Raw genomic sequence first — 19,871 nt, 5'->3', positions numbered from 1 at the left:
GGCGGTGGCCTCAGCGCCCTGTGGGACGGCCCCTACGGCTCCACGCCCCTGCTCGTGGCCGGGGGCGGCGGCGGCATCTCGCCCGGTTCGGACGGCCAGACCCCGTACGGCGGGGCCGGCGGCGGGGCCAGCGGCACGGCGGACAACCAGCCGGGCATCTCCGGCCGGGGCGGCTCCCAGACGGCGGGCGGCGCGGCGGCGACCGGCGCGTACTGCTCGACCCGGGCCCAGGCCGGCGCGCGCTACCAGGGCGGCACCGGCGGCGTCACGACCGGCGACGGCGAGGGCGGCGGTGGCGGCGGTGGCGGCTACTTCGGCGGCGGCGGCGGGGCCTGCCAGCCCGGCCCGGGCTCGAACTCGGGCGTGAACGGGGACGGCGGCGGCGGTTCCGGGTACACCGGCGGGGCGGGCGTGACCGGCGCGACGACGACGGCCGGCGGGGTCAGCACGGCGAACAACGTGGGCGGCACGGCGGCCGGCACCAACGACGACCAGTACGTCGCGGGCGTCGGGGTCGGCGGCGGCGCCACGAACGGCGGGGGCGGCATGGTCGTCCTCCAGTGGGTCACCCGGATCGGACTGTCGATCACGAAGGCGATGGACCCGGCGCCGTACGTGCCGGGGCAGACCCTGACGTACACGGTCGACGTGTCCAACCGGGGTCCCGCCCCGGCGGTCGGCGCGCGGGTCCGCGACACCCTGCCGGCGAACCTGAAGACGTTCACCTGGACCTGCGCGGCGACGGCCGGCAGCACCTGTGCGACCGCCTCGGGCACCGGCGACATCGACGCGCTGGTCACCCTCGCGGCCTCGGGCCGGGCGACGTTCACCGTGACCGGGACGGTCCCCTCGGGCGCGACCGGCGTGATCACCAACACGGCGACCGTGACCCGACCGGACGCCGCCGTGGACCCGAACTGCGCGCCGACGTGCTCCAGCAGCGTGTCGAGCACCTCCGCCGCGCGGGCCGACCTGGTGATGACGAAGGCGCTCGGCTCCAACGCCACGGTCGCGCCCGGTGAGACGTTCACCTACACGCTGACCATCGAGAACAAGGGCCCGTCGGACGCGGTCAACGCGAAGGCCACCGACACGCTGCCCACGGGCCTGACGTTCGAGTCGGGTACCGGCTGCGCGGCGGTCGGCCAGACCGTCACCTGCGGCCCCGAGGCCACCCTGATCGCGGGCGGCTCCAGGACCTGGACGTTCACGGTCCGGCTGGCCGCGTCGTACACGGGCGGGGATCTGCGGAACACGGCTACCGCCAGTTCGGACACCCGGGACCCCGTACCCGGCAACAACACCTCCACCCAGGTCTCCCCGCCGCCGATCGCCCCGAAGGCCGACGTGTCGATCGTGAAGGCGTTCGCGGGCGCGGGTCCGGTGGCGCCGGGGACGACGTTCGAGTACACGCTGACCGTGGCGAACGCGGGGCCCTCCGACGCGCAGCAGGTCGTCGTCGCGGACACTTTGCCGGCGCAGCTGACCTTCGTCAACTCGACCAGCGGCTGCGCGGCGGGGGTCTCCTGTCCCACGATCGGGACCCTCGCGGCGGGCACCTCGACCTCGTACCGGTTCACGGTGCGCCTGGACGCCGGGTACACCGGCGACGGCTCGGACCTCACCAACGTGGCCACCGCGAACGCGACCACCCCGGACCCGGTGGCCCCGAACAACACGTCCCGGCTGACCGGGCTGCCCGGCGGTACCGGGGCCCCGGCGACGGCGCTGTCGGTCACGAAGACCGGCTCGGCGGACCACTACGTGCCGGGCCAGGCGTTCACGTACACGATCACGGCCCGCAACGCCGGCCCGTCGGTGGCCCGCGCCGTGCGGGTCACCGACAGCCTGCCGGCCGGCCTGGAGGGCTTCACCTGGCAGTGCGCCGCCACCGCGCCGGACGCGTGCGGGGCGGCCGGCGGCACCGGGGACGTCGACACGACGGTGACCCTGGCGGTCGGCGGACTCGCCACGTTCACGGTGACCGGCACCGTGCCGCCCACCGCGTCCGGTGACCTGGTGAACACCGCGACCCTGATGCCGCCGGCCGGCACCGTCGACAAGGGCTGCTCGCCGTCGTGTGCGGCCACGGAGACCACGAAGGGGCCGAAGGTCACCCTCACCAAGTCGGTGCTGCCGGCCGCCCCGAAGCCGGGGGACACGGTCACCTACACGGTGGCGATGGTCAACGACGGCACCGCCGACCACCCGGACTTCCGGTTCACCGACGACCTGACCGGCGTCCTCGACGACGCCACCTGGGTCGGCACCGGCGCGACCGGCGGCGGCACGTTCGACAGCACCGGCCTGCCCGCCCTGAAGTGGAACGGCCCGGTGCCGGCGGGGACGACCGTGACCGTCACGTACCAGGTGCGGGTGCAGACCCCGCCCGGCGGCGACGGCGTGCTGACCAACAAGGTGGTGGCCGCGGGCACCGACTGCGTGCTCGGCACCGAGCCCGGCTGCACCACGACCAGCCCGGAGATCCCCGGCGTGACGATGGCGAAGACGATGTCGCCGACCGCGCCCCGGCCGGGTGACGTCGTGACGTACACCGTGACGCTGGTCAACGCCACCGGCGCGGACTTCGCCGGCTTCACGTTCACCGACGACCTGACCGACGTGGAGGACGACGCCACCTGGCAGGGGCCGATCGTGACCGACCCGGCCGGGGCCGCCACGTCCGCGACGCACACGAAGCCGACCGTGTCCTGGGCGGGCACCGTCGCCGCGAAGTCCACGGTGACCGTGCGTTACACCGTGCGGGTCGACGACCACCCGGCCGGCAACGAGGTCCTGAAGAACAAGGTCGTGTCGACCAGTACTTCCTGCCGGACGGGTACCGAACCCGGCTGCTCCACCACCACCGATCCGCTGCCGTCGGTGACCGTCGCCAAGGCGCTCACCCCGACCACGCCGGTCTACGGCCAGCCGGTCACGTACACGGTGACCCTGCGCAACACCGGTCCGACCGGCTACCCGGGCTTCACGTTCACCGACGACCTGACGGGCGTCCTCGACGACGCGACCTGGGACGGCCCCGTCGACAGCGGCGGCGGCACGTTCACGAAGACGGGGACCGACCTGCGCTGGCAGGGCGACGTGCCGGCCGGCGCCACCGTCACCGTGTCCTACCGGCTGATCCTGAACGGGCCGCCGACCGGTGACCGGATGCTCACCAACACGGTGATCGCGACCGGCTCGAACTGCGTGCTCGGCACCGAACCCGGGTGCACCACGACCACCACGGTCCCGCCGGTCACCGGATTCGACGCCGGTGTGACCAAGGCGCCGAGTACCACCGGGGCGCGGATCGGGGACACGGTCACGTACACGGTGACGGTGCGCAACCTGCGGACGTACCCGCTGAAGAACCTGACCGTCACCGACGACCTGACGCACGTCACCGACAAGGGCACCTACAACGCCGACGCGGCCGCGTCGATCACGGGCGTCGTCGGGTACGCGGCCCCGCTGCTCACCTGGACCGGCGACCTCCCGGCCGGCGCGACCCTGACCCTCACCTACTCGGTGACCGTCACCAGCGCGGGGGACAAGTCCCTGGTCAACACGGTCTCGGTGCCCGGCTCGGACTGCCCGCCCGGCGGCGCGGCCACGAACTGCGTGGCCACCGTGGGCGTCGCGACCCTGACGTTCACGAAGACGTCGGCGCCGGCCGCGCCGGTCCCGGGCGGCACGGTCACCTACACCGTCGTGGTGCACAACGACGGCCTCGCGGGCTACCCCGACGCCACGTTCAGCGACGACCTGTCCGGGATCCTCGACGACGGGACGCTGAGCGGCTCACCGGGCGCCGACACCGGCACCGCCTCTATGTCGGGCAGGACGCTGACCTGGAAGGGCACCCTCGCGCCGGGCGCCAGGGCCACCGTGACCTATGCCGTCACGCTCGCCGACCCGCCGACCGGGGACAAGGTCCTGCGCAACAAGGTCGTCTCCACCAGCACGGGTACCAACTGCCCGGCCGGGTCCACCGACCCGAGGTGCGGCGGGGAGAACCAGCAGGGGCTCCCGTACCTGGACATCGTGAAGACCGCGGCGCCCGCCGTGCCCGGGCCGGGCGCGACGGTCACGTACACGATCCGGGTCACCAACTCCGGCAAGGCCACCTACCAGGGCGCGGCGCTGACCGACACCCTGAACGGGGTGCTCGACGACGCCGACTACAACGGCGACGTGCACGCCGACGCGGGCACCGCCGGCTACACCGCACCCGACATCACCTGGACCGGGGACGTACCGGTCGGGGCGACCGTGACCATCACCTACAGCGTGCGGCTGAAGAACCCGGAGACCGGGGACCGCCGGCTGCGCAACCAGGTCGTCGCCACCGGCGGGGGCACCTCCTGCCCGCCCGGCTCGGCCAACCAGGCCTGTACGACGGAGACCCCGACGCCGCCGTACGACCTCGGCGACGCCCCCGACAGCTACGGCACCCGCCGGGCCTCGGGCGGGGCGGTCGCCCAGGTGGTCGACGGCCTGCGGATGGGCCCGACCGTGACGGCGAAGCTCGACGCGCCGGCCCTGCTCGACGGGCTCACCGACCCGTCCGACGACGCGCTGGTCATCGCCGACCTGCCGTCCCTGGTGGAGCGCCAGGCCGGCTACGCCATCGACGTGCCGGTCACCAACAGTGACGGCCGCACCGCCCAGCTCACCGGCTGGATCGACGCGGACCGCGACGGCACGTTCGGGCCCGCCGAGCAGGCCACCGCCCCCGTGCCGGCCGGCGCGTCCACGGTGCGGCTGGTCTGGAGCGGCCTGGACACCCCGACCCCGGGCGCGACGTACCTGCGGCTCCGGCTCAACGGCGACCAGCTCGCCGGCGGCCGGATCGGCACGGAAACCCTGGTCGGGGCACGTGCCGAGGCGCTCCCCACCACCGGCCCGACCGGGTTCGGCGGCTACGGCGAGGTCGAGGACTACCCGCTGACCATCGCCGCGGGCCCGGTCCTCCCGGTCACCGGACCGCCCGTCGGCCGCCTCGCCCTCGCCGGCGCGGTCGCCCTGACGATCGGCGCCGCCCTGTACGGCATCACGGCGACCCGGCCCCGGCGGGCCAGGCGCTGACCTCGTGAAAGGGGCGGCGGACCAGTCGCCCCTTTCACATATAACAATGGATGTAATAGGGAAACGGGCCTCGATGCGTCTCTAGTTTTTTCCTTAAACGCGTGAAGCGAATCAATAACAGTTCGGGTAACACCGTTGTGTCCTCCTGTTAGGAACCACAAGGCTGCCGGGTGCAGGGGTGTCGAGTTGACATCCCTTACTTGTTCAACCAGGGGGTTCCAATGGCATTACCCTCACCGTCCCCTCGGCGTCGCCTCGCCTACGGCCGGCTGATCCCGGCCGTCGTCGCCGTGCTCGCCGTGGGCGTGGCGCCTGCCGTGGCGCAGGGTGACCCGGGCCTGAACGGACGCGGCGCGCAGGCCCCGCTGTCCTCGTTCGGCGACAACGAGAAGGGCGACCAGGGCGGGTTCTTCGACTCGCGCACCGCCGCGGCCAGCCGCCGTACCCTGCAGGTCAAGGCCGCCGCCCTCGCCGCGGCCCCGCGTCCCGGACTGCGCGCGCTGAAGGCCGAGCTCGGCGTTCAGGGCACCGTGGACCTCGACCCGCTGACCGGTACGCCGCGCACCGTCAGCAAGCTCGACGGCTACCTCGCCGGCCCGAGCACGGCCAACCCGGCCCAGATCGCCATCAACTACGTCCGCACGCACGCCGACGCGTTCGGGCTCAAGAACGCCGACATCGACGGGCTGGTGCTCCGCCAGGAGTACGTCGACATCGCCGGTACCCGTCACCTGTCCTTCGTGCAGAAGGTCAACGGCGTCACGGTCTTCAACAACGGTCTCAAGGCGCACATCGCCAAGGACGGTTCGCTGATCTCCCTCGACGGCTCCCCGGTCGCCTCGCTGCCGACCGGGTTCGCCGCGCCGAAGCTGAACGCCACCACCGCCCGGGGCACGGCGCTCAAGGACGTCGGCGGCAACGCCGACGCGCCCGTCGCCAAGGACTCGACCGCCCAGCAGGTCGTCTTCCAGACCGCCGCCGGCCCGCGCCTCGCGTGGCAGGTCTCCGTCCGGCCGTCCAAGGACGAGCACTACCTGCACGTCCTCGACGCCGAGACCGGTCAGGTGCTCTACCGCAAGAGCCTGATCAACCACGAGTCCGACCCGAACCAGGCCAAGGCCAGCACCTGGAACAACCACCCGGGCGCGCTGCGCGGCGGGGACACCCAGCCGACCACCCTGCCGGGTGTCGCGCCGGGCGCGAAGAACCTTTCGGGTACGTACGCGCACGTGTACCTCGACCTGAACAACAACGACGTGGCCGACGCGGACGAGGAGGTCGGCCCGAACGCGGCCGGCACCTTCGAGTACGGCTTCAAGAACTTCATCAAGGCCGACGGCCCGCCGTGCTCCAGCCACTACCAGTGCTCCTGGAACCCGGCCGTCCCCGGCTCCTGGCGGGCGAACGCCAACCAGAACGCCGTGCAGCTGTCCTACTTCCTGGGCAAGTTCCACGACCACCTCGAGGGTGGCACGGTCGGCTTCACCCGTGAGGCCGGCAACTTCGACGCCCGCGACGGCGACGCCGTCCAGGGCGAGGCCATGGACGGGGCCAACACGGCCAACGGCCTGCCGGGCGGCAACGCCAACAACGCGAACATGGACACCCCGGTCGACGGCACCCCGCCGCGGATGCAGATGTACCTGTTCTACGACGACGGCAACTTCAACTGGCTGTCGGGCAACAGCGGCGACGCGGCCGACATCGTCTACCACGAGTACACCCACGGCCTGTCGAACCGGCTCGTCGTGGACGCCAACGGCATGTCGACCCTCGGCCCGGTGCAGGCCGGCTCGATGGGCGAGGCCTGGTCCGACTGGTACGCGATGGACCTGCTCGTGAAGGAGGGCTCGCAGTCCGACCGCAAGAACGCGGCCGACCTGCGGATCGGTGACTACGTCGGGCACGGCACCGACGGCATCCGGACCCAGCCGATCGACTGCAAGGTCGGCGTCGTCGACGCGGCCTGCCCGGGTGGCGCGCGCAGCGGCCCCGGCGGCTTCACCTACGGCGACTTCGGCAAGATCTCCGCCGGTGGCCCCGAGGTGCACGCCGACGGCGAGATCTGGGTCGAGACCCTGTGGGACCTGCGGTGCGAGGTCGGCAGCGACGTGTCCGAGTCCCTGGTGACCCGGGCCATGGAGCTGTCCCCGTCCAACCCGTCGTTCCTCGACGAGCGCAACGCGATCCTGCTCGCCGACACGGTCGTCTACGGCGGCAAGTACCGCGACGTGATCTGGAAGACCTTCGCGGCGCGCGGCATGGGCTACTTCGCCGGCGCCATCGACGGTGACGACTCGGCTCCGACCGAGGACTTCAGCCTGCCGCCGGCCCCCGGCACCGCGCAGGGCACCGTCTCCGGCACCGTGACCGACAACGTCACCGGCGCGCCGGTCGCGGGCGTCAACGTCTCCTTCGGTGGCCACTCCGGCACCATCGGCGGCAACCTGAACGCGGTCACCGCCGCGGACGGCACCTACACGATCAGCGGCGTCACCTACGGCCCGTACACCAAGTTCAGCGCCGTCGGTGGCGGCTACGACACGGTGGCCGGCCCGAAGACGGTCAACACCCCGAGCACCGTGGCGAACTTCGCCATGGCCCGCGAGTGGGCGTCGGTCGGCGGCGGCGGCGCGATCACGGGCTCCAACGGCCCGAACTTCGGCGGCGGCTGCAACCAGGTCGCGCTGATCGACCAGTCGGTCGGCTCCGGCTGGGTGTCCGACGCGTCCTTCACCGGCCCGACGACGATCCGTTCGCGGTTCGTCATCATCAAGCTGCCGGCGGCGGTCAACATCTCCAAGCTGGTCATCAACCCGACCGCCGCGTGCGGCGTCGGCGGCAGCGCGGGCGTGGGCGACTACAAGCTGGAGTCCTCGGCGGACGGCGTGACCTGGACGGTGGCCTCGACCGGTCACTTCGGGGTCCCGCAGCGCGGCCAGAACGTGACGGTCCCGCTGAACGCGGGCTCGGCGGCCGGCGTGAAGTTCCTCCGCTACACGATGCTGAGCAACCAGCTCGCCGACGTCGGCGGCACCTGCCCCGGCGCGTTCGGCGGCTGCACCTACGTCTCCACCTCGGAGCTGTCGGTGTACGGCAGCGCCTCGTAACACGGCGTGACGAAGAAGGCGGGTCCCGTGTCCACGGGGCCCGCCTTCCCGCGTAGGTAGGGCTAGCCGTACCACCGGAACGGGGGCGGACAGGATTCCCGCCGGCCCGCCCCGAAACTAGCGTCGACGACATGAAGATCTACTCAGGACGAGGAGCCCGCCGGGTCACCGCCGGACTCCTGCTCACCGGGCTCGTGGCCGGCACGCTCGGCACCGCCGCCGGCCCCGCCACCGCGGCGGGCGACACCCGGGGCCGGCTGGTCTCCGCGACGGCCATGCGCACCTACCACTCCGCCGACGAGGTCGCCGCCGAGCTGCGGGGCGCGGAGTTCGACGCGGGCGCGGTCCGGTACGGCGTCGACACCTACCGGCTCGTCTACCGCACCGTGGACGTCGCCGGTAGGCCCACCACGGCCAGCGGACTCGTCGCGCTGCCCCGCAACCACGTCCGCGAACTGCGCACCGTGTCCTACGCGCACGGCACCACCACCTACCGGGGCGACGCGCCCTCCGCGCCGGCCGAGGACGGCTGGGCCCAGGCCCCGGCGCTCACCTACGCGGCCGCCGGGTTCGCCGCCGTCGTCCCCGACTACCTCGGGATGGGTACCGGCCCCGGGCTGCACCCCTGGATGCACATCCCGTCGGAGACCACCGCCTCCCTGGACCTGTTGCGGGCGGCGCGCGAGTTCGTACCCACCAAGGGCAAGGCCCTGAAGCGGCAGGTACTGGCCGCCGGCTTCTCCCAGGGTGCCTCCGCCGCCCTCGGCCTCGGCCGGGAACTGGAGGCCGGCGGCGACCCGTGGTTCCGCCTCGCCGCCGTCGCCCCGATCAGCGGCGCGTACGACTTCCGGGGCGCCGAGATCCCCGCCCTGCTCAACAAGGAACTGGAGCCGAAGCTGAGCGTGCTCTACACGGCGCTGTTCCTGGTCACCTTCAACCGGCGGGCGCACTTCTACACCGACCCGGCCGAGGTGTTCCAGGACGGCTACGCGCACAAGATCGAGGCCCTGTTCGACGGCTCCGTCCCCGGCCAGGTGCTGTTCCGGGAGACCCCGGAGACCCTCAAGGACCTGCTCAAGCCGCGCGGCTTCGACCTGCTCCGCAACCCCCCGGCGTCGTTGGCGGCGGAACTGCGGGTCACCGACGCGGTCTGCTCGGACTGGACCCCGAAGGCCCCGGTACGGCTGTTCGAGATCGTGAAGGACGAGCAGGCGGCCAACGCCAACACCGCCCGGTGCGCGGCCAGCCTGCGCGGACACGGGGTCGACCCGCACCTGACCACCTTCACCGAGGGGGCCTACAACGGGTCGGCGCACCTGAGCTCGAACATCCAGGGCACGGCGGCGACGGTGCGCTGGTTCGCCGAACTGTGAGCGGTCGCGGCTGACGCCCTGCTCGGACCGTCAGCCGCCCGTGGTCCAGGCCCGGTGGTCGCCCGTCGCGGGTGGCCGCCGGGCCTTCCGGTGTGTCAGCCCCCGACCCGCACCAGGCGGTAGCCCAGGGGCTCGGCCGGGTCCTCGATGGCGAGGATGTGCTGGCCGGTGCCGGGGCGGATCCGGCTGATCACGTCACCGATCGCCTCGCCGGCCCCGGCGACCACGAGGCGGACCCTCCTGCCCCGGGCCGCCGCGCGCACCGCCTTGCGGAGCTGGGGGTTGAGCAGGTGGCGGGCCAGGTCGTAGGCGGTCGCGCGGATGGCGGCGGCGCGCGGGTCCTCGGTCGGGTCGGTGTGCACGGCCTGAGCCTAGTGACCGGGTCCGACAAACCCGCCCGGCGCGAGCCGGCGACCCGGAGACGCGAACGGCCCGGACCTCGGCGGTCCGGGCCGAACCTGTCCGTCCTACTGGTTGCGCGCCTCGCGGGTCCGGACCGCCGCCTCGATCCGGTTCGCGGTGCGACCGGAGGTCAGAGCCTTGCGGGCCCGGGTGTACAGGTAGTACGCGCCGCCGACGACCGCCGCGCCGACGATGAGGTAGCCGAGGATTCCGAGCAGTGCGCCGATGAGCTTGAGCGCCAGCCAGCCGGCGAGGGCCAGACCGACGACACCGACGGCCAGCCACAACAGGAGTTTGCCCATACGTCGATCGTGACACCGTCCCGGCGGCCCCGCCATCAGGGAAGACCCGGAAAACGCCGGTTGTCTGGTACCCGTCGTGGGTAGCCTGGGGCATGGCCGAGGGGGACGGGGTCGCGCGCGGGGTGGTCGTCGGGATCGACGGCTCGACCGGCAGCCGGGGCGCGGTGGAGTTCGCCGCCGACGAGGCGGTGGCCCGCCGGGTGCCGCTGCACCTGCTCTGCGTGACCCTGCCGGCCCTGATGCTGTCGCCGCCGCTCCTCGCGCCGTTCCCGACGAGCGCCCCGGACCCGGGCCTCGATCCGGTACCCGGCTTCCTGGAGGAGCTCGCCGAGCAGGTCCGACGCACCCGGCCCGGGCTGGAGACGGTCCCGGAGGTGGTCCCCGGCGGGCCGTCGGCCGTCCTCGTCGAGCGGTCCCGGACCGCGGACCTGGTCGTGGTCGGCGCGCGCGGCCACGGCGGCTTCCTCGAACTCCTCGCCGGCTCGGTCGCCACCCAGGTCGCCACGCACGCGCACTGCCCGGCGGTCGTCGTCCGGGGCACGGCACGCCACGAGGGTCCGGTCGTGGTGGGCGTCGACGACGCGCCCGAGACGGATGTGGCCGTCGACCTGGCGTTCTACGAGGCCGTGCTGCACGGCCGGCGGTTGCGCGCCGTGCACGTCGGGCACGGGGATCCGGACGCCCCGCTGGCCCGCTGGCGGAGCCGGTACCCGGACGTGGCCGTCGAGACCGTGTCGAGCCGGGACAAGGATGTGGCGGCGGCCCTCGTGGCGGCCTCGGAGGACGCCCGGATGGTCGTGGTGGGGTCCCGGGGCCGGGGCGGGCTGCGGAGCCTCCTGCTGGGCTCGGTGGGCTACGCGCTGGCCCACCACGCGCACTGCCCGGTCGTGATCGCCCACCCGACCGCACCCTGACGGGTCCCCCGTAGGTCCCGGTCGGGCCCGGTCGTCACCCCACGGAGCTACGCCGAAGTCCACTCCGCCGGGTGACGGTTTCCGCGCCGTGGGACGACAGCGTCTAGACCATGATCCGACGCCTCGCGCTCTCCGCCGTCCTGTTCCTCGGCATGGTCGCCGTCCTGCCGCCGGTGCACGCCGTCGCAGACCCGTCCCCGGGCCTGGAGACGGTCACCGAGATCGTCGGGGACGTCCGGGCCGCGAGCCGGATCACGATCCTGGTACCCGGGGCGGGCGTGACGCCGGACAACTTCCGCGAGGGCCTCGGCAACGTGACCCGGCGCGCGCCGGCCCGCTGGGCGCGGTGGCTGGCCGCCGAGGCGCACGACCCCCGGGTGGCCGTGATCGCCTGGCTCGGGTACCTGCCGCCGAAGGGTGCCAGCCTCGCCGTCGCCCGGGGCGAGCGCGCCGACGTGGGCGCCCGCGAACTGGAGGCGTACGTGGCCGGGCTGGCCGCCGCGAACCCGGGCGCCACGATCACGGTCGTCGGGCACTCGTACGGCTCCGTGGTCGTCGGGCACGCCGCCGCCGCGCTGCCGGCCAGCGTCACGGACCTGGTGTTCCTCGGCAGCCCCGGCACCGGCGCGCACACCGCCGCCGACCTCGGCGGGCACGCCCGGGTCTGGGCGGGCAGGACCGGGGACGACTGGGTGAGCCGGATCCCGAACACGACGATCCTCGGCTTCGGCCACGACACCGACCCGACGGACCGGGACTTCGGCGCCCGCCCGCTGCCGGTGGACGGGGCGGCCGGCCACGACGGCTACTTCGTCCCGGGCACCGGCTCCCTGCGCGCCCTCGCGGAGATCTCCACGTCCGGCGCGCTGGCCCCGGCCACGCACTGACAGCGGCCGCACCGGGACGGCCGCGCCGACAGCGGCCGCACGGACAACGGCCGCGTCGGGACGCCGGCCCCCCGGTACCCGTCCGGCTCCGTTCTGTCGGTGGTGGGTGGGAGCATCGGGGGATGAGTCTCACCCGGCGGGAAGCGTCCGATGCGGTCACCGGTCTCGGTTGGCGGCTGGTCCTGGGGGAGGTCCGCACCCGGGTGCGGGTGTCCTCCTTCGCGGAGGGGGCCACGGTCGCGGCCCGGGTCGCCGCCGCGTGCGGGGCCGCCGCCGACGACAGCCTGCGGGTCGACGTGCGCCCCGACCAGGTCACCGTGAGCCTGCACGCCCCCGGGGCCCGGCTGGTCACGACCCGGGAGGTCGAGCTGGCCGGCGCGGTCACCCGGGCCCTGGGCGCGGACGGCTGGCCCACCCACCCCGGGCTCGACGACCCGGCCCGGCCCGTGCAGCTGCTGGAGATCGCGATCGACGCGCTGGACATCGCCGCCGTCCGGCCGTTCTGGGCGGCCGTTCTGGGCTATGTGGACGAGGTGCCCGGCGGCGACGGCCTGTCCGACCCGGACCGGGCGGGGCCGACGTTCTGGTTCCAGCGGATGGACGCGCCGCGCCCGCAGCGGAACCGGATCCACGTCGATGTCACGGTGCCGCACGACGAGGCGGACCGCCGGGTCCGGGCCGCGCTCGACGCGGGCGGCCGGCTGGTGTCGGACGCCGAGGCGCCGGCCTTCTGGGTGCTGGCCGACGTCGAGGGCAACGAGGCGTGCGTGACCACCTGGCAGGGCCGGGACTGACCGTCACTCGGCGTGACTAACATCACGTTCCAGCAGCTCTGATCCCCACCCGTCGCGATGTCGCGCGACGGGCCACCACCCTGCCTCCAGCATGCCCGGATGACCGGCGGACCTGGGCTGACAGCGGCCGTACAGCCGCCGTCCAGCCCGTGGTCCTACCGTCGCCCGGCCGGTCACCTTCCGTGACGGCTCCCCTCAACCATGCCTGGAGGCGTGTCGTCCATGCCCGTTGTCCTGTCCCATCGACCGCCACGGGGCGGCCGATGGTCCCGAGGGTTGACCCTCGTGTTGGGGGCCACCCTCGTGGCCTCCCTGACCGGTGCGCCCCCGGCCCTCGCGGCCCCGTACACCCCGGGTAAGGCGCAGAAGGAGAGGCCCGTCGCCGGGGTCCGGGTCAAGCCGGGCGCGGCGGTGAGGCCCTCCACCGGTACCCCCCTCGAGGTTTCCGCTCCGGTCTGGCCCGCCGCCGCCAGTGTCGACGTCGAGCTCGGCGGGGCGGCGTCCCGTCTCGCGGGTCAGGCCCCCGGTGCGGTGCGCGCGGGTAGCTCCCCGGTATGGGTCGAGCCGGCCCCGGCCGCTCCCGCCGACGCCGCCCGCGCGTCCGGCGCCGCCGCTTCCGCGCCCGGGAACGCCGCCCCCACCAAGCTCCGGGTCCGCATCTACGACCACGCGGCCAGCACGAGAGCCGGCGCCGACGCCCTGCTGTTCCGGGTGTCCAGCCTGGCCGGCGACGGCCCGGCGAAGGTGTCCATCGACTACTCCGCGTTCCGGGGGGCCCACGGGGCCGACTGGGCCCAGCGCCTGCGCCTCACCGCCCTCCCCGAGTGCGCGCTGACCACTCCGGACGTGCCCGGCTGTCAGGGCCGCGTCCTCGAGTCGGCCAACGACGCGCGCGCCAACACGGTGTCGGCGACGGTGGCCGTGACCGGCTCCCAGGCGGGCGGTGCCCTGCTCGGCGTGACCCCCGGCCCGTCGAGCCCGGCCGGTGACTACACCGCGACGTCGCTCGCCTCGGCCGGCGTGTGGAGCGCGGGTACCCACACGGGCGAGTTCTCCTGGAACTACCCGCTGCGGACCCCGCCGGGCCTGGGCGGCCCCGCGCCGACCCTGGCGCTGGCGTACTCCTCGGCCAGTGTCGACGGCCGGATGGCGGCCTCGAACAACCAGCCGAGCTGGGTGGGCGAGGGCTTCGACCTGGACGCCGGCTACATCGAGCGCAAATACCAGCCGTGTCAGCAGGACATGGGCCCGCTGCCGACCGACGCCACGAAGAAGGCGAACAACACGGTCAAGAACGGCGACCTGTGCTGGGCCACGGACAACGCGACGCTGGCGATGTCCGGGCACGCCGGTGAGCTGCTCAGGGACTCCGCCGGGGCGTGGCACCTGCGCAGCGAGGACGGCACCCGGATCACCCGGGAGACGAGCTCCGGCAACGGCGCGCGCAACGGCGAGTACTGGGTCGTCACCACCGGCGACGGCGTGAGGTACTACTTCGGCGACAAGGCCGCCACCACCCTCAAGGTGCCGGTCGCCGGCAACCACCCCGGCGAGCCGTGCCACGCCACGGCGTTCGCGGACTCGTTCTGCACCCAGGCGTGGCGCTGGTACCTCGACCACGTCGTCGACCCGCACGGCAACACGATGACGTACTCCTACACCAAGGAGACGAACAAGTACGCCAAGAACCTCAAGGACACCGACGCGGTGACCTACGACCGGGCGGCGTACCTGGAACGGATCGACTACGGCACCCGGACCGACCGGACCGAGTCCGCGCCGATGCACGTGGAGTTCGAGTCGGCCGACCGGTGCGCCGCCGACTGCGGCACGAAGGACGCGACGCACTGGACGGACGTGCCGTGGGACCAGTCCTGCGACAAGAGCCCCTGCAAGGTGTACGCGCCGACGTTCTGGACCACCAAGCGGCTCAGCAAGGTGACCACGTTCGCCGGTACCGACGACGTCGAGTCCTGGACCCTGTCGCACTCCTACCCGAACCCGGGCGACGGCACCCGCGCCGGCCTGTGGCTGGACCGGATCTCGCACAAGGGCCTGGTCGGCGCGTCGACGGACACCCCCGACATCGTGTTCACGGGTACCCAGCTGAACAACAGGGTGGACACCACCACCGACCAGTACGCGGCGATGAACTGGTGGCGGATCAAGGCCATCGACACCGAGTCCGGCGGCAAGGTCGAGATCACGTACTCCGACCAGGACTGCGTGCCCGGTTCGCGGATGCCCGACGGGAACAACCTGAAGGACAACCACCTGCTGTGCTACCCGGTGAAGTGGGTGCCGGACGGCAAGAAGGCCCCGATCCTCGACTACTTCCACAAGTACGTGGTCAGAGTGGTCACCGAGACCGACCTCACGGGCGGCGCCCCACGCAAGATCACGAAATACGACTACGTCGGCGAACCCGCGTGGCACTACACCGACGACGACGGCCTGATCGGCAAGGACTACAAGACCTGGTCCGTGTGGCGGGGCTACGGCGCGGTCCGCGAGACCAAGGGTGATCCCGGTTCGCAGACGTCGGCCGAGAACCGGTACTACCGCGGCATGGGCGGCACCCTGCCCGCCGCCGGTGGCGCTCCGGCGATCACCGACGAGGAGGCGTTCGCCGGCCAGCTCCGCGAGAAGGTCACCTTCAACGGGCCGGGCGGCGCGGAGGTGTCCGCCGAGTCCTACGCCCTGTGGCAGTCGGACCCGCCGACGGTCTCCCGGACGGTGAACGGCTCCACGGTGCACGCGCGGTACACGGGCAAGGCCGGCAAGTACACCCGGACGGCCCTGGACGGTGGCCGGCCCGCCCGCACCACCACCGAGACGACCAGGTACGACGCCTACGGTGCCCCGGAGCAGACCGAGGACCTGGGCGACGACAACGTGACCGGGGACGAGAAGTGCGTCCTCGCCGAGTACGCCCGCAACACGGCGGCCTGGATGATCCAGTCCACGTCCCGCCAGCACTCCTACGCCGTGACCTGCGCGAAGGTGAAGGCCGGCGGCCTGACCGACGCCGACGTGCTCGGTGACGACCGGACCTTCTACGACGGCGGGGCCCTCGGCGCCGCCCCGACGAAGGGCGACGCCACCCGGACCGAGTCGCTGAGGGCGTACAACGGGGGCAACCCGACGTTCCAGTTCACGACCAGCACCTACGACGCCTACGGCCGGGGCCTGGACCGCACGGACGTCCGGGGCAACCCCACGAGGACGGTCCACACCCCGGCCGCCGGCGGCCCGGTCACCCAGGTCGAGACCACGGAACCGCTGGGCTGGAAGACCACGAAGACGTTCGAGCCCGGGTGGGGATCCGTCCTCGTGGAGACCGACCCGAACCAGCGCCGGACCGAGCACGCGTACGACGGCCTCGGCCGGACCGTCGGGATCTGGAAGCCGGGGCGGGACCGCGCGGGCGGCGCCAGCGCGAACATCACCTACGCGTACCTGGTGCGCACCAACGCGCCGACCGTGATCACCACCCGCAAGCTCAACGCGTCCGGCGGGTACGCGGTGTCCCACCAGCTGCACGACGGGCTGCTCCGGCTCCGGCAGAACCAGGTGCCGGACGCGGCGGGCTCGGCGAGGGCCGTCGTCACCGACACGCTCTACGACACGGCGGGCCGCGCCACCCGGGTGAGCAAGCCGTACCTGTCGACCCAGTCGATGAGTACGGACCTGATCCGCTCGACCGAGGCCATCCCGGTGCAGGACGTGTCCGTCTACGACGGCGCCGCCCGGATCACCGCCGCCATCACCCTGCTCAACGCGCCGCCCGGCGGCAGCCCGGGCGGGACCGAGAAGTGGCGGACCAGCACCTCCTACGGCGGGGACCGGATCGACAGCACCCCGCCGGAGGGCGACACGGTGATGTCGAAGGTGCTCGACGCGGCGGGGAAGACGGCCGAGGTGCGGCAGTACCACGCGGGCGTGCCGGCCGGCTCGACCGACCCGGCGGGCTACGACGCGACCCGCTACGCCTACACCGCCAAGGGCCAGCTGTCCCGGGTCACCGGTCCGGGCGGCAACCACTGGGACTACACGTACGACCTGCACGGCAAGGTCCGGACCATCACCGACCCGGACAAGGGCACGGCCACCTCGACGTACGACGAGTTCGGCCAGGAACAGACCACGAAGGACGCCCGGGGCAACGTCCTGGCGTACACGTACGACCCGATCGGTCGCCGGACGAGCGTGCGGGACGGGTCGGTCACCGGACCGGTGCGCGCGGAGTGGGTCTTCGACACCCTCGCGCTCGGCAAGTTGACGAAGGCCGTCCGGTACGTCGGCGGGGACGCCTACGCCCAGGAGACGGTCGGCCTCACCGCCGACTACCAGCCGACCACGGTCCGGTTCACGGTTCCCGGCACCACGGTGGGCGGCACGTACGACTACGTCTACACCTACAACCAGGACGGTTCGCCGTACACGGCGCAGCTGCCTGTCGCCGGTGACGTCAAGAAGGAGACCCTGAAGTACGGCTACGACGCCCTCGGGCAGTCGACCACCGTGCGCTCGGGGTACGGCACCAGCGCCGAGACGGACCTGGTGACCACCACCGGCTACACCTCGTTCGGCGAGGTCGGCGCCTACACGCTGCGGAACAACAACGGCAACGTCGTCGGCGTCACCCGGACCTACGAGTCGGACACCCGGCGGCTGGCCCAGGTCTGGACGTCCAAGCAGACCGCGCCGACCGACGTCGCCGACGTCCGGTACTCCTACGACCCCGCAGGCAACGTGACCCGGACGGCAGACCTGACCTCGGGGGACACCCAGTGTTTCCGGTCGGACCACCTCCGCCGGACCACCGACGCCTGGACCCCGGCCGACGGGAACTGCGCGCCGGACCCGACGGTCGGCGCGCTGGGCGGGCCCGCGAAGTACTGGCACGAGTTCGGCTTCGACCTCGCGGGCAACCGCACGTCGTTCGTCGAGCACGCGGCCGCGGGCAACAGGAGCACGACCTACACCATCAAGCCGGGTACGCACCAGCTGACCGGCAGCACCGAGGGCACGACGACCCGCGCGTGGCGGTACGACGAGGCCGGCAACACGGTCAGCCGGCCGGCCGCGTCGGGTGCGCAGACCCTGACCTGGGACGCCGAGGGCCATCTCGCCAGGGCCGTCGACGGGACGGGGACCACCCAGTACACGTATGACGTGGGCGGCGGCAGGTTGCTGCGCACGGATCCGGCGGGCACGACGCTGTACCTGCCGGGCCAGGAGATCCGGTACACCGCCGGCACCGGCGTGAAGACCGGCACCCGGTACTACAAGCACGCCGGCAGCCAGGTGGCCGTCCGGGCCGGGTCCGCGCTGACCTGGCTGTCCAGCGACCACCACGGCACGGCGGGCATCTCGATCGCGGCGGTCAGCCAGGCCGTGTCGGTCCGGCGGGACACCCCGTTCGGCGGCGTCCGGTCCACCTCCGGCACGTGGCCGGCGGCGATGGACAAGGGCTTCGTCGGTGGCACCAACGACAACACCGGCCTGACCCACCTGGGGGCCCGCGAGTACGACCCCGGCACCGGCCGGTTCATCTCCGTGGACCCCGAGTTCAACGAGAAGGACCCGCAGCAGCTCAACGCGTACGTCTACAGCAACAACAACCCGTCGACGCTGTCGGACCCGGCCGGTACCCGGTGGAGCTGGGGCAAGATCCTCACGGTCACCGCCATCGTGGTGGCGGTCGTGGCGGTGGTCGCGGTGGCGGTCATCATGCCGGCGGCCATCCCGCTGATGATGGGCGCGGCGGCCAACGCCAGCGCCGGGGCCCTGGCCGGGGGTTCCTCCCTGGGCATGGCCGCGGCCGTGGGCGGGGTCGCGGCGGTCGGCGAGGCGGCGGCGGCGGGAGCCGTCGTGGCCGGCGCGGGCGTCGTCGCCAGCGGCATGTACATGGGCGGCAAGATCGCCAGCGGTTATGCCCAGGGCGGCGAACCCGGTGGCCCCGCCGGCGGCCGGTCGCCCTCCTCGCGCCGGGCGCCCACCGACGATGGCGCACCCGCCGACCACTCCGTACCGACCGGGGCGCGTCCGTTCAACCCGGCGAACCGTGGCCGGGACGACGGCGAGCACGTGTTCAGCGGACACGGGTCGATCGACATCGACGCGCCGCACACCATCGTGCCGGAGGGCACCACGGTGCACGTGTACGCCCGGGACAACCGGACGATCGAGGACCGGCTCGGCAACCGGATCGAGCGGGGTGTGGACGTGCGGCCCAGGACGATCTACCGGCCGGGGGACAGCATCCCGGCGTACCTGCTGCACCCGATCGTGCCCCAGGCCATCCAGCACAACCGCAACCCGTGGGTCGTGGACCGCACGACCCGGTTGTCCACCATGCTCAGGCCGAACATGGGCACCGTGCACTGGGCGGCGTGCGCGTGCCACGAGCGGGGTACCGCCCCGCCGGAGCCGCCGATGCTCAACGCCCGCGACCGTCAGAGCATGCGCATGCAACGGGAGATCCAGTGACGTACTTCGCCGACCTCGGCCCGTACCCGCCGGCCGAGCCGCTCGACCCGGACGTCCTCGCCTACCTGATCGAGGAGGGCGAGGAGGACCTCGACGGCGAGGTCGTCTGGGCGGACCTGCGCACCGTCGGCTGGTTGGAGCCGGAGCACCGGTTCCCGGTCGGCCCGGTCGACCCCGGGTTCGTGTCCCGACTCGGCTGGCTGTGTACGCACCGCCAGGTCGTCGGGACCCGGGGCGCCCACAGTTGCCGGCTGCCCGGCTGCGCCCCGGAGCAGCGACCGGAGGGGACTCGGGTGCTGATCGACGGCACGAGCGTCCTCCTGGGCAGGGCGGAGGTCCGGGTCGGCGCCACCGATGGCACCGGATACGCCGCCCCGACGCTGATCCACCACTACGTCACCGCGCACGGCTACCAGCCGCCGGCCGAGTTCGTGGCCGCGGTCCTCGCCGAACGGCCCACCCGGGGCCACTGATCCACCCCTCACCGGGCCGGGACCGCCACC

At 73.1% G+C, this 19,871-nt stretch carries 10 protein-coding genes; 8 read left to right on the top strand and 2 right to left on the bottom strand.

What is annotated here, in order from left to right; all coding sequences use genetic code 11:
* The 3 genes from PT931_RS33270 to PT931_RS33260 form a co-directional block, all read left to right on the top strand.
* Positions 1-5,091: DUF7927 domain-containing protein (locus tag PT931_RS33270; RefSeq protein WP_456249676.1), on the top strand; the 5,091-nt coding region annotated here is incomplete at its 5' end.
* Positions 5,092-5,312: 221 nt separating this feature from the next.
* The gene (locus PT931_RS33265) at positions 5,313-8,201 is read left to right on the top strand and encodes a M36 family metallopeptidase (RefSeq protein WP_456249675.1); all 2,889 of its coding nucleotides are present in this window, start codon (positions 5,313-5,315) and stop codon (positions 8,199-8,201) included.
* A 131-nt stretch (positions 8,202-8,332) separates the two neighbouring features.
* Positions 8,333-9,574 (top strand): alpha/beta hydrolase family protein, encoded by a 1,242-nt coding sequence (locus PT931_RS33260; RefSeq protein WP_456249674.1) that lies wholly within the window; start codon positions 8,333-8,335, stop codon positions 9,572-9,574.
* A 95-nt stretch (positions 9,575-9,669) separates the two neighbouring features.
* On the opposite strand, the gene PT931_RS33255 is transcribed toward PT931_RS33260, so the two are convergent.
* Entirely contained in the window at positions 9,670-9,936 is a 267-nt protein-coding gene (locus tag PT931_RS33255) for a hypothetical protein (protein ID WP_363728778.1), read from the bottom strand.
* A gap of 105 nt (positions 9,937-10,041) precedes the next feature.
* Complete coding sequence (locus PT931_RS33250) at positions 10,042-10,278, bottom strand: hypothetical protein (protein WP_456249673.1); 237 nt, start codon at positions 10,276-10,278, stop codon at positions 10,042-10,044.
* Positions 10,279-10,370: 92 nt separating this feature from the next.
* On the opposite strand from PT931_RS33250, the gene PT931_RS33245 reads away from it, so the two are divergent.
* From PT931_RS33245 to PT931_RS33225, 5 genes are all read left to right on the top strand, one after another.
* Positions 10,371-11,192, top strand: a complete 822-nt coding sequence (locus tag PT931_RS33245) for a universal stress protein (protein ID WP_456249672.1) — start codon at positions 10,371-10,373, stop codon at positions 11,190-11,192.
* Positions 11,193-11,302: 110 nt separating this feature from the next.
* Positions 11,303-12,079, top strand: coding sequence for an alpha/beta hydrolase (locus tag PT931_RS33240; RefSeq protein WP_456249671.1), 777 nt, complete (start codon positions 11,303-11,305; stop codon positions 12,077-12,079).
* Between the two features lie 122 nt (positions 12,080-12,201).
* The gene (locus PT931_RS33235; RefSeq protein WP_456249670.1) at positions 12,202-12,873 is read left to right on the top strand and encodes a VOC family protein; all 672 of its coding nucleotides are present in this window, start codon (positions 12,202-12,204) and stop codon (positions 12,871-12,873) included.
* Positions 12,874-13,158: 285 nt separating this feature from the next.
* Positions 13,159-19,368, top strand: coding sequence for a putative adhesin (locus tag PT931_RS33230; RefSeq protein ID WP_456249680.1), 6,210 nt, complete (start codon positions 13,159-13,161; stop codon positions 19,366-19,368).
* Positions 19,365-19,841, top strand: a complete 477-nt coding sequence (locus PT931_RS33225) for a DUF7919 family protein (RefSeq protein WP_456249669.1) — start codon at positions 19,365-19,367, stop codon at positions 19,839-19,841. Before PT931_RS33230 ends, PT931_RS33225 begins: the two co-directional genes overlap by 4 nt.
* Positions 19,842-19,871 lie beyond the last annotated feature (30 nt).

The sequence above is a fragment of the Longispora urticae genome (assembly GCF_053902585.1).
The sequence above is the reverse complement of the archived record's forward strand: the minus strand, read 5'-3'. Positions and strand labels throughout refer to the sequence as shown.

Bases quoted from the DNA above. Each gene is read 5' to 3' on its own strand.
- PT931_RS33245 (WP_456249672.1), top strand. From the start codon at position 10,371: ATGGCCGAGGGGGACGGGGTCGCGCGCGGGGTGGTCGTCGGGATCGAC.
- PT931_RS33240 (WP_456249671.1), top strand. From the start codon at position 11,303: ATGATCCGACGCCTCGCGCTCTCCGCCGTCCTGTTCCTCGGCATGGTC.
- PT931_RS33235 (WP_456249670.1), top strand. From the start codon at position 12,202: ATGAGTCTCACCCGGCGGGAAGCGTCCGATGCGGTCACCGGTCTCGGT.
- PT931_RS33250 (WP_456249673.1), bottom strand. From the start codon at position 10,278: ATGGGCAAACTCCTGTTGTGGCTGGCCGTCGGTGTCGTCGGTCTGGCC.
- PT931_RS33265 (WP_456249675.1), top strand. From the start codon at position 5,313: ATGGCATTACCCTCACCGTCCCCTCGGCGTCGCCTCGCCTACGGCCGG.
- PT931_RS33260 (WP_456249674.1), top strand. From the start codon at position 8,333: ATGAAGATCTACTCAGGACGAGGAGCCCGCCGGGTCACCGCCGGACTC.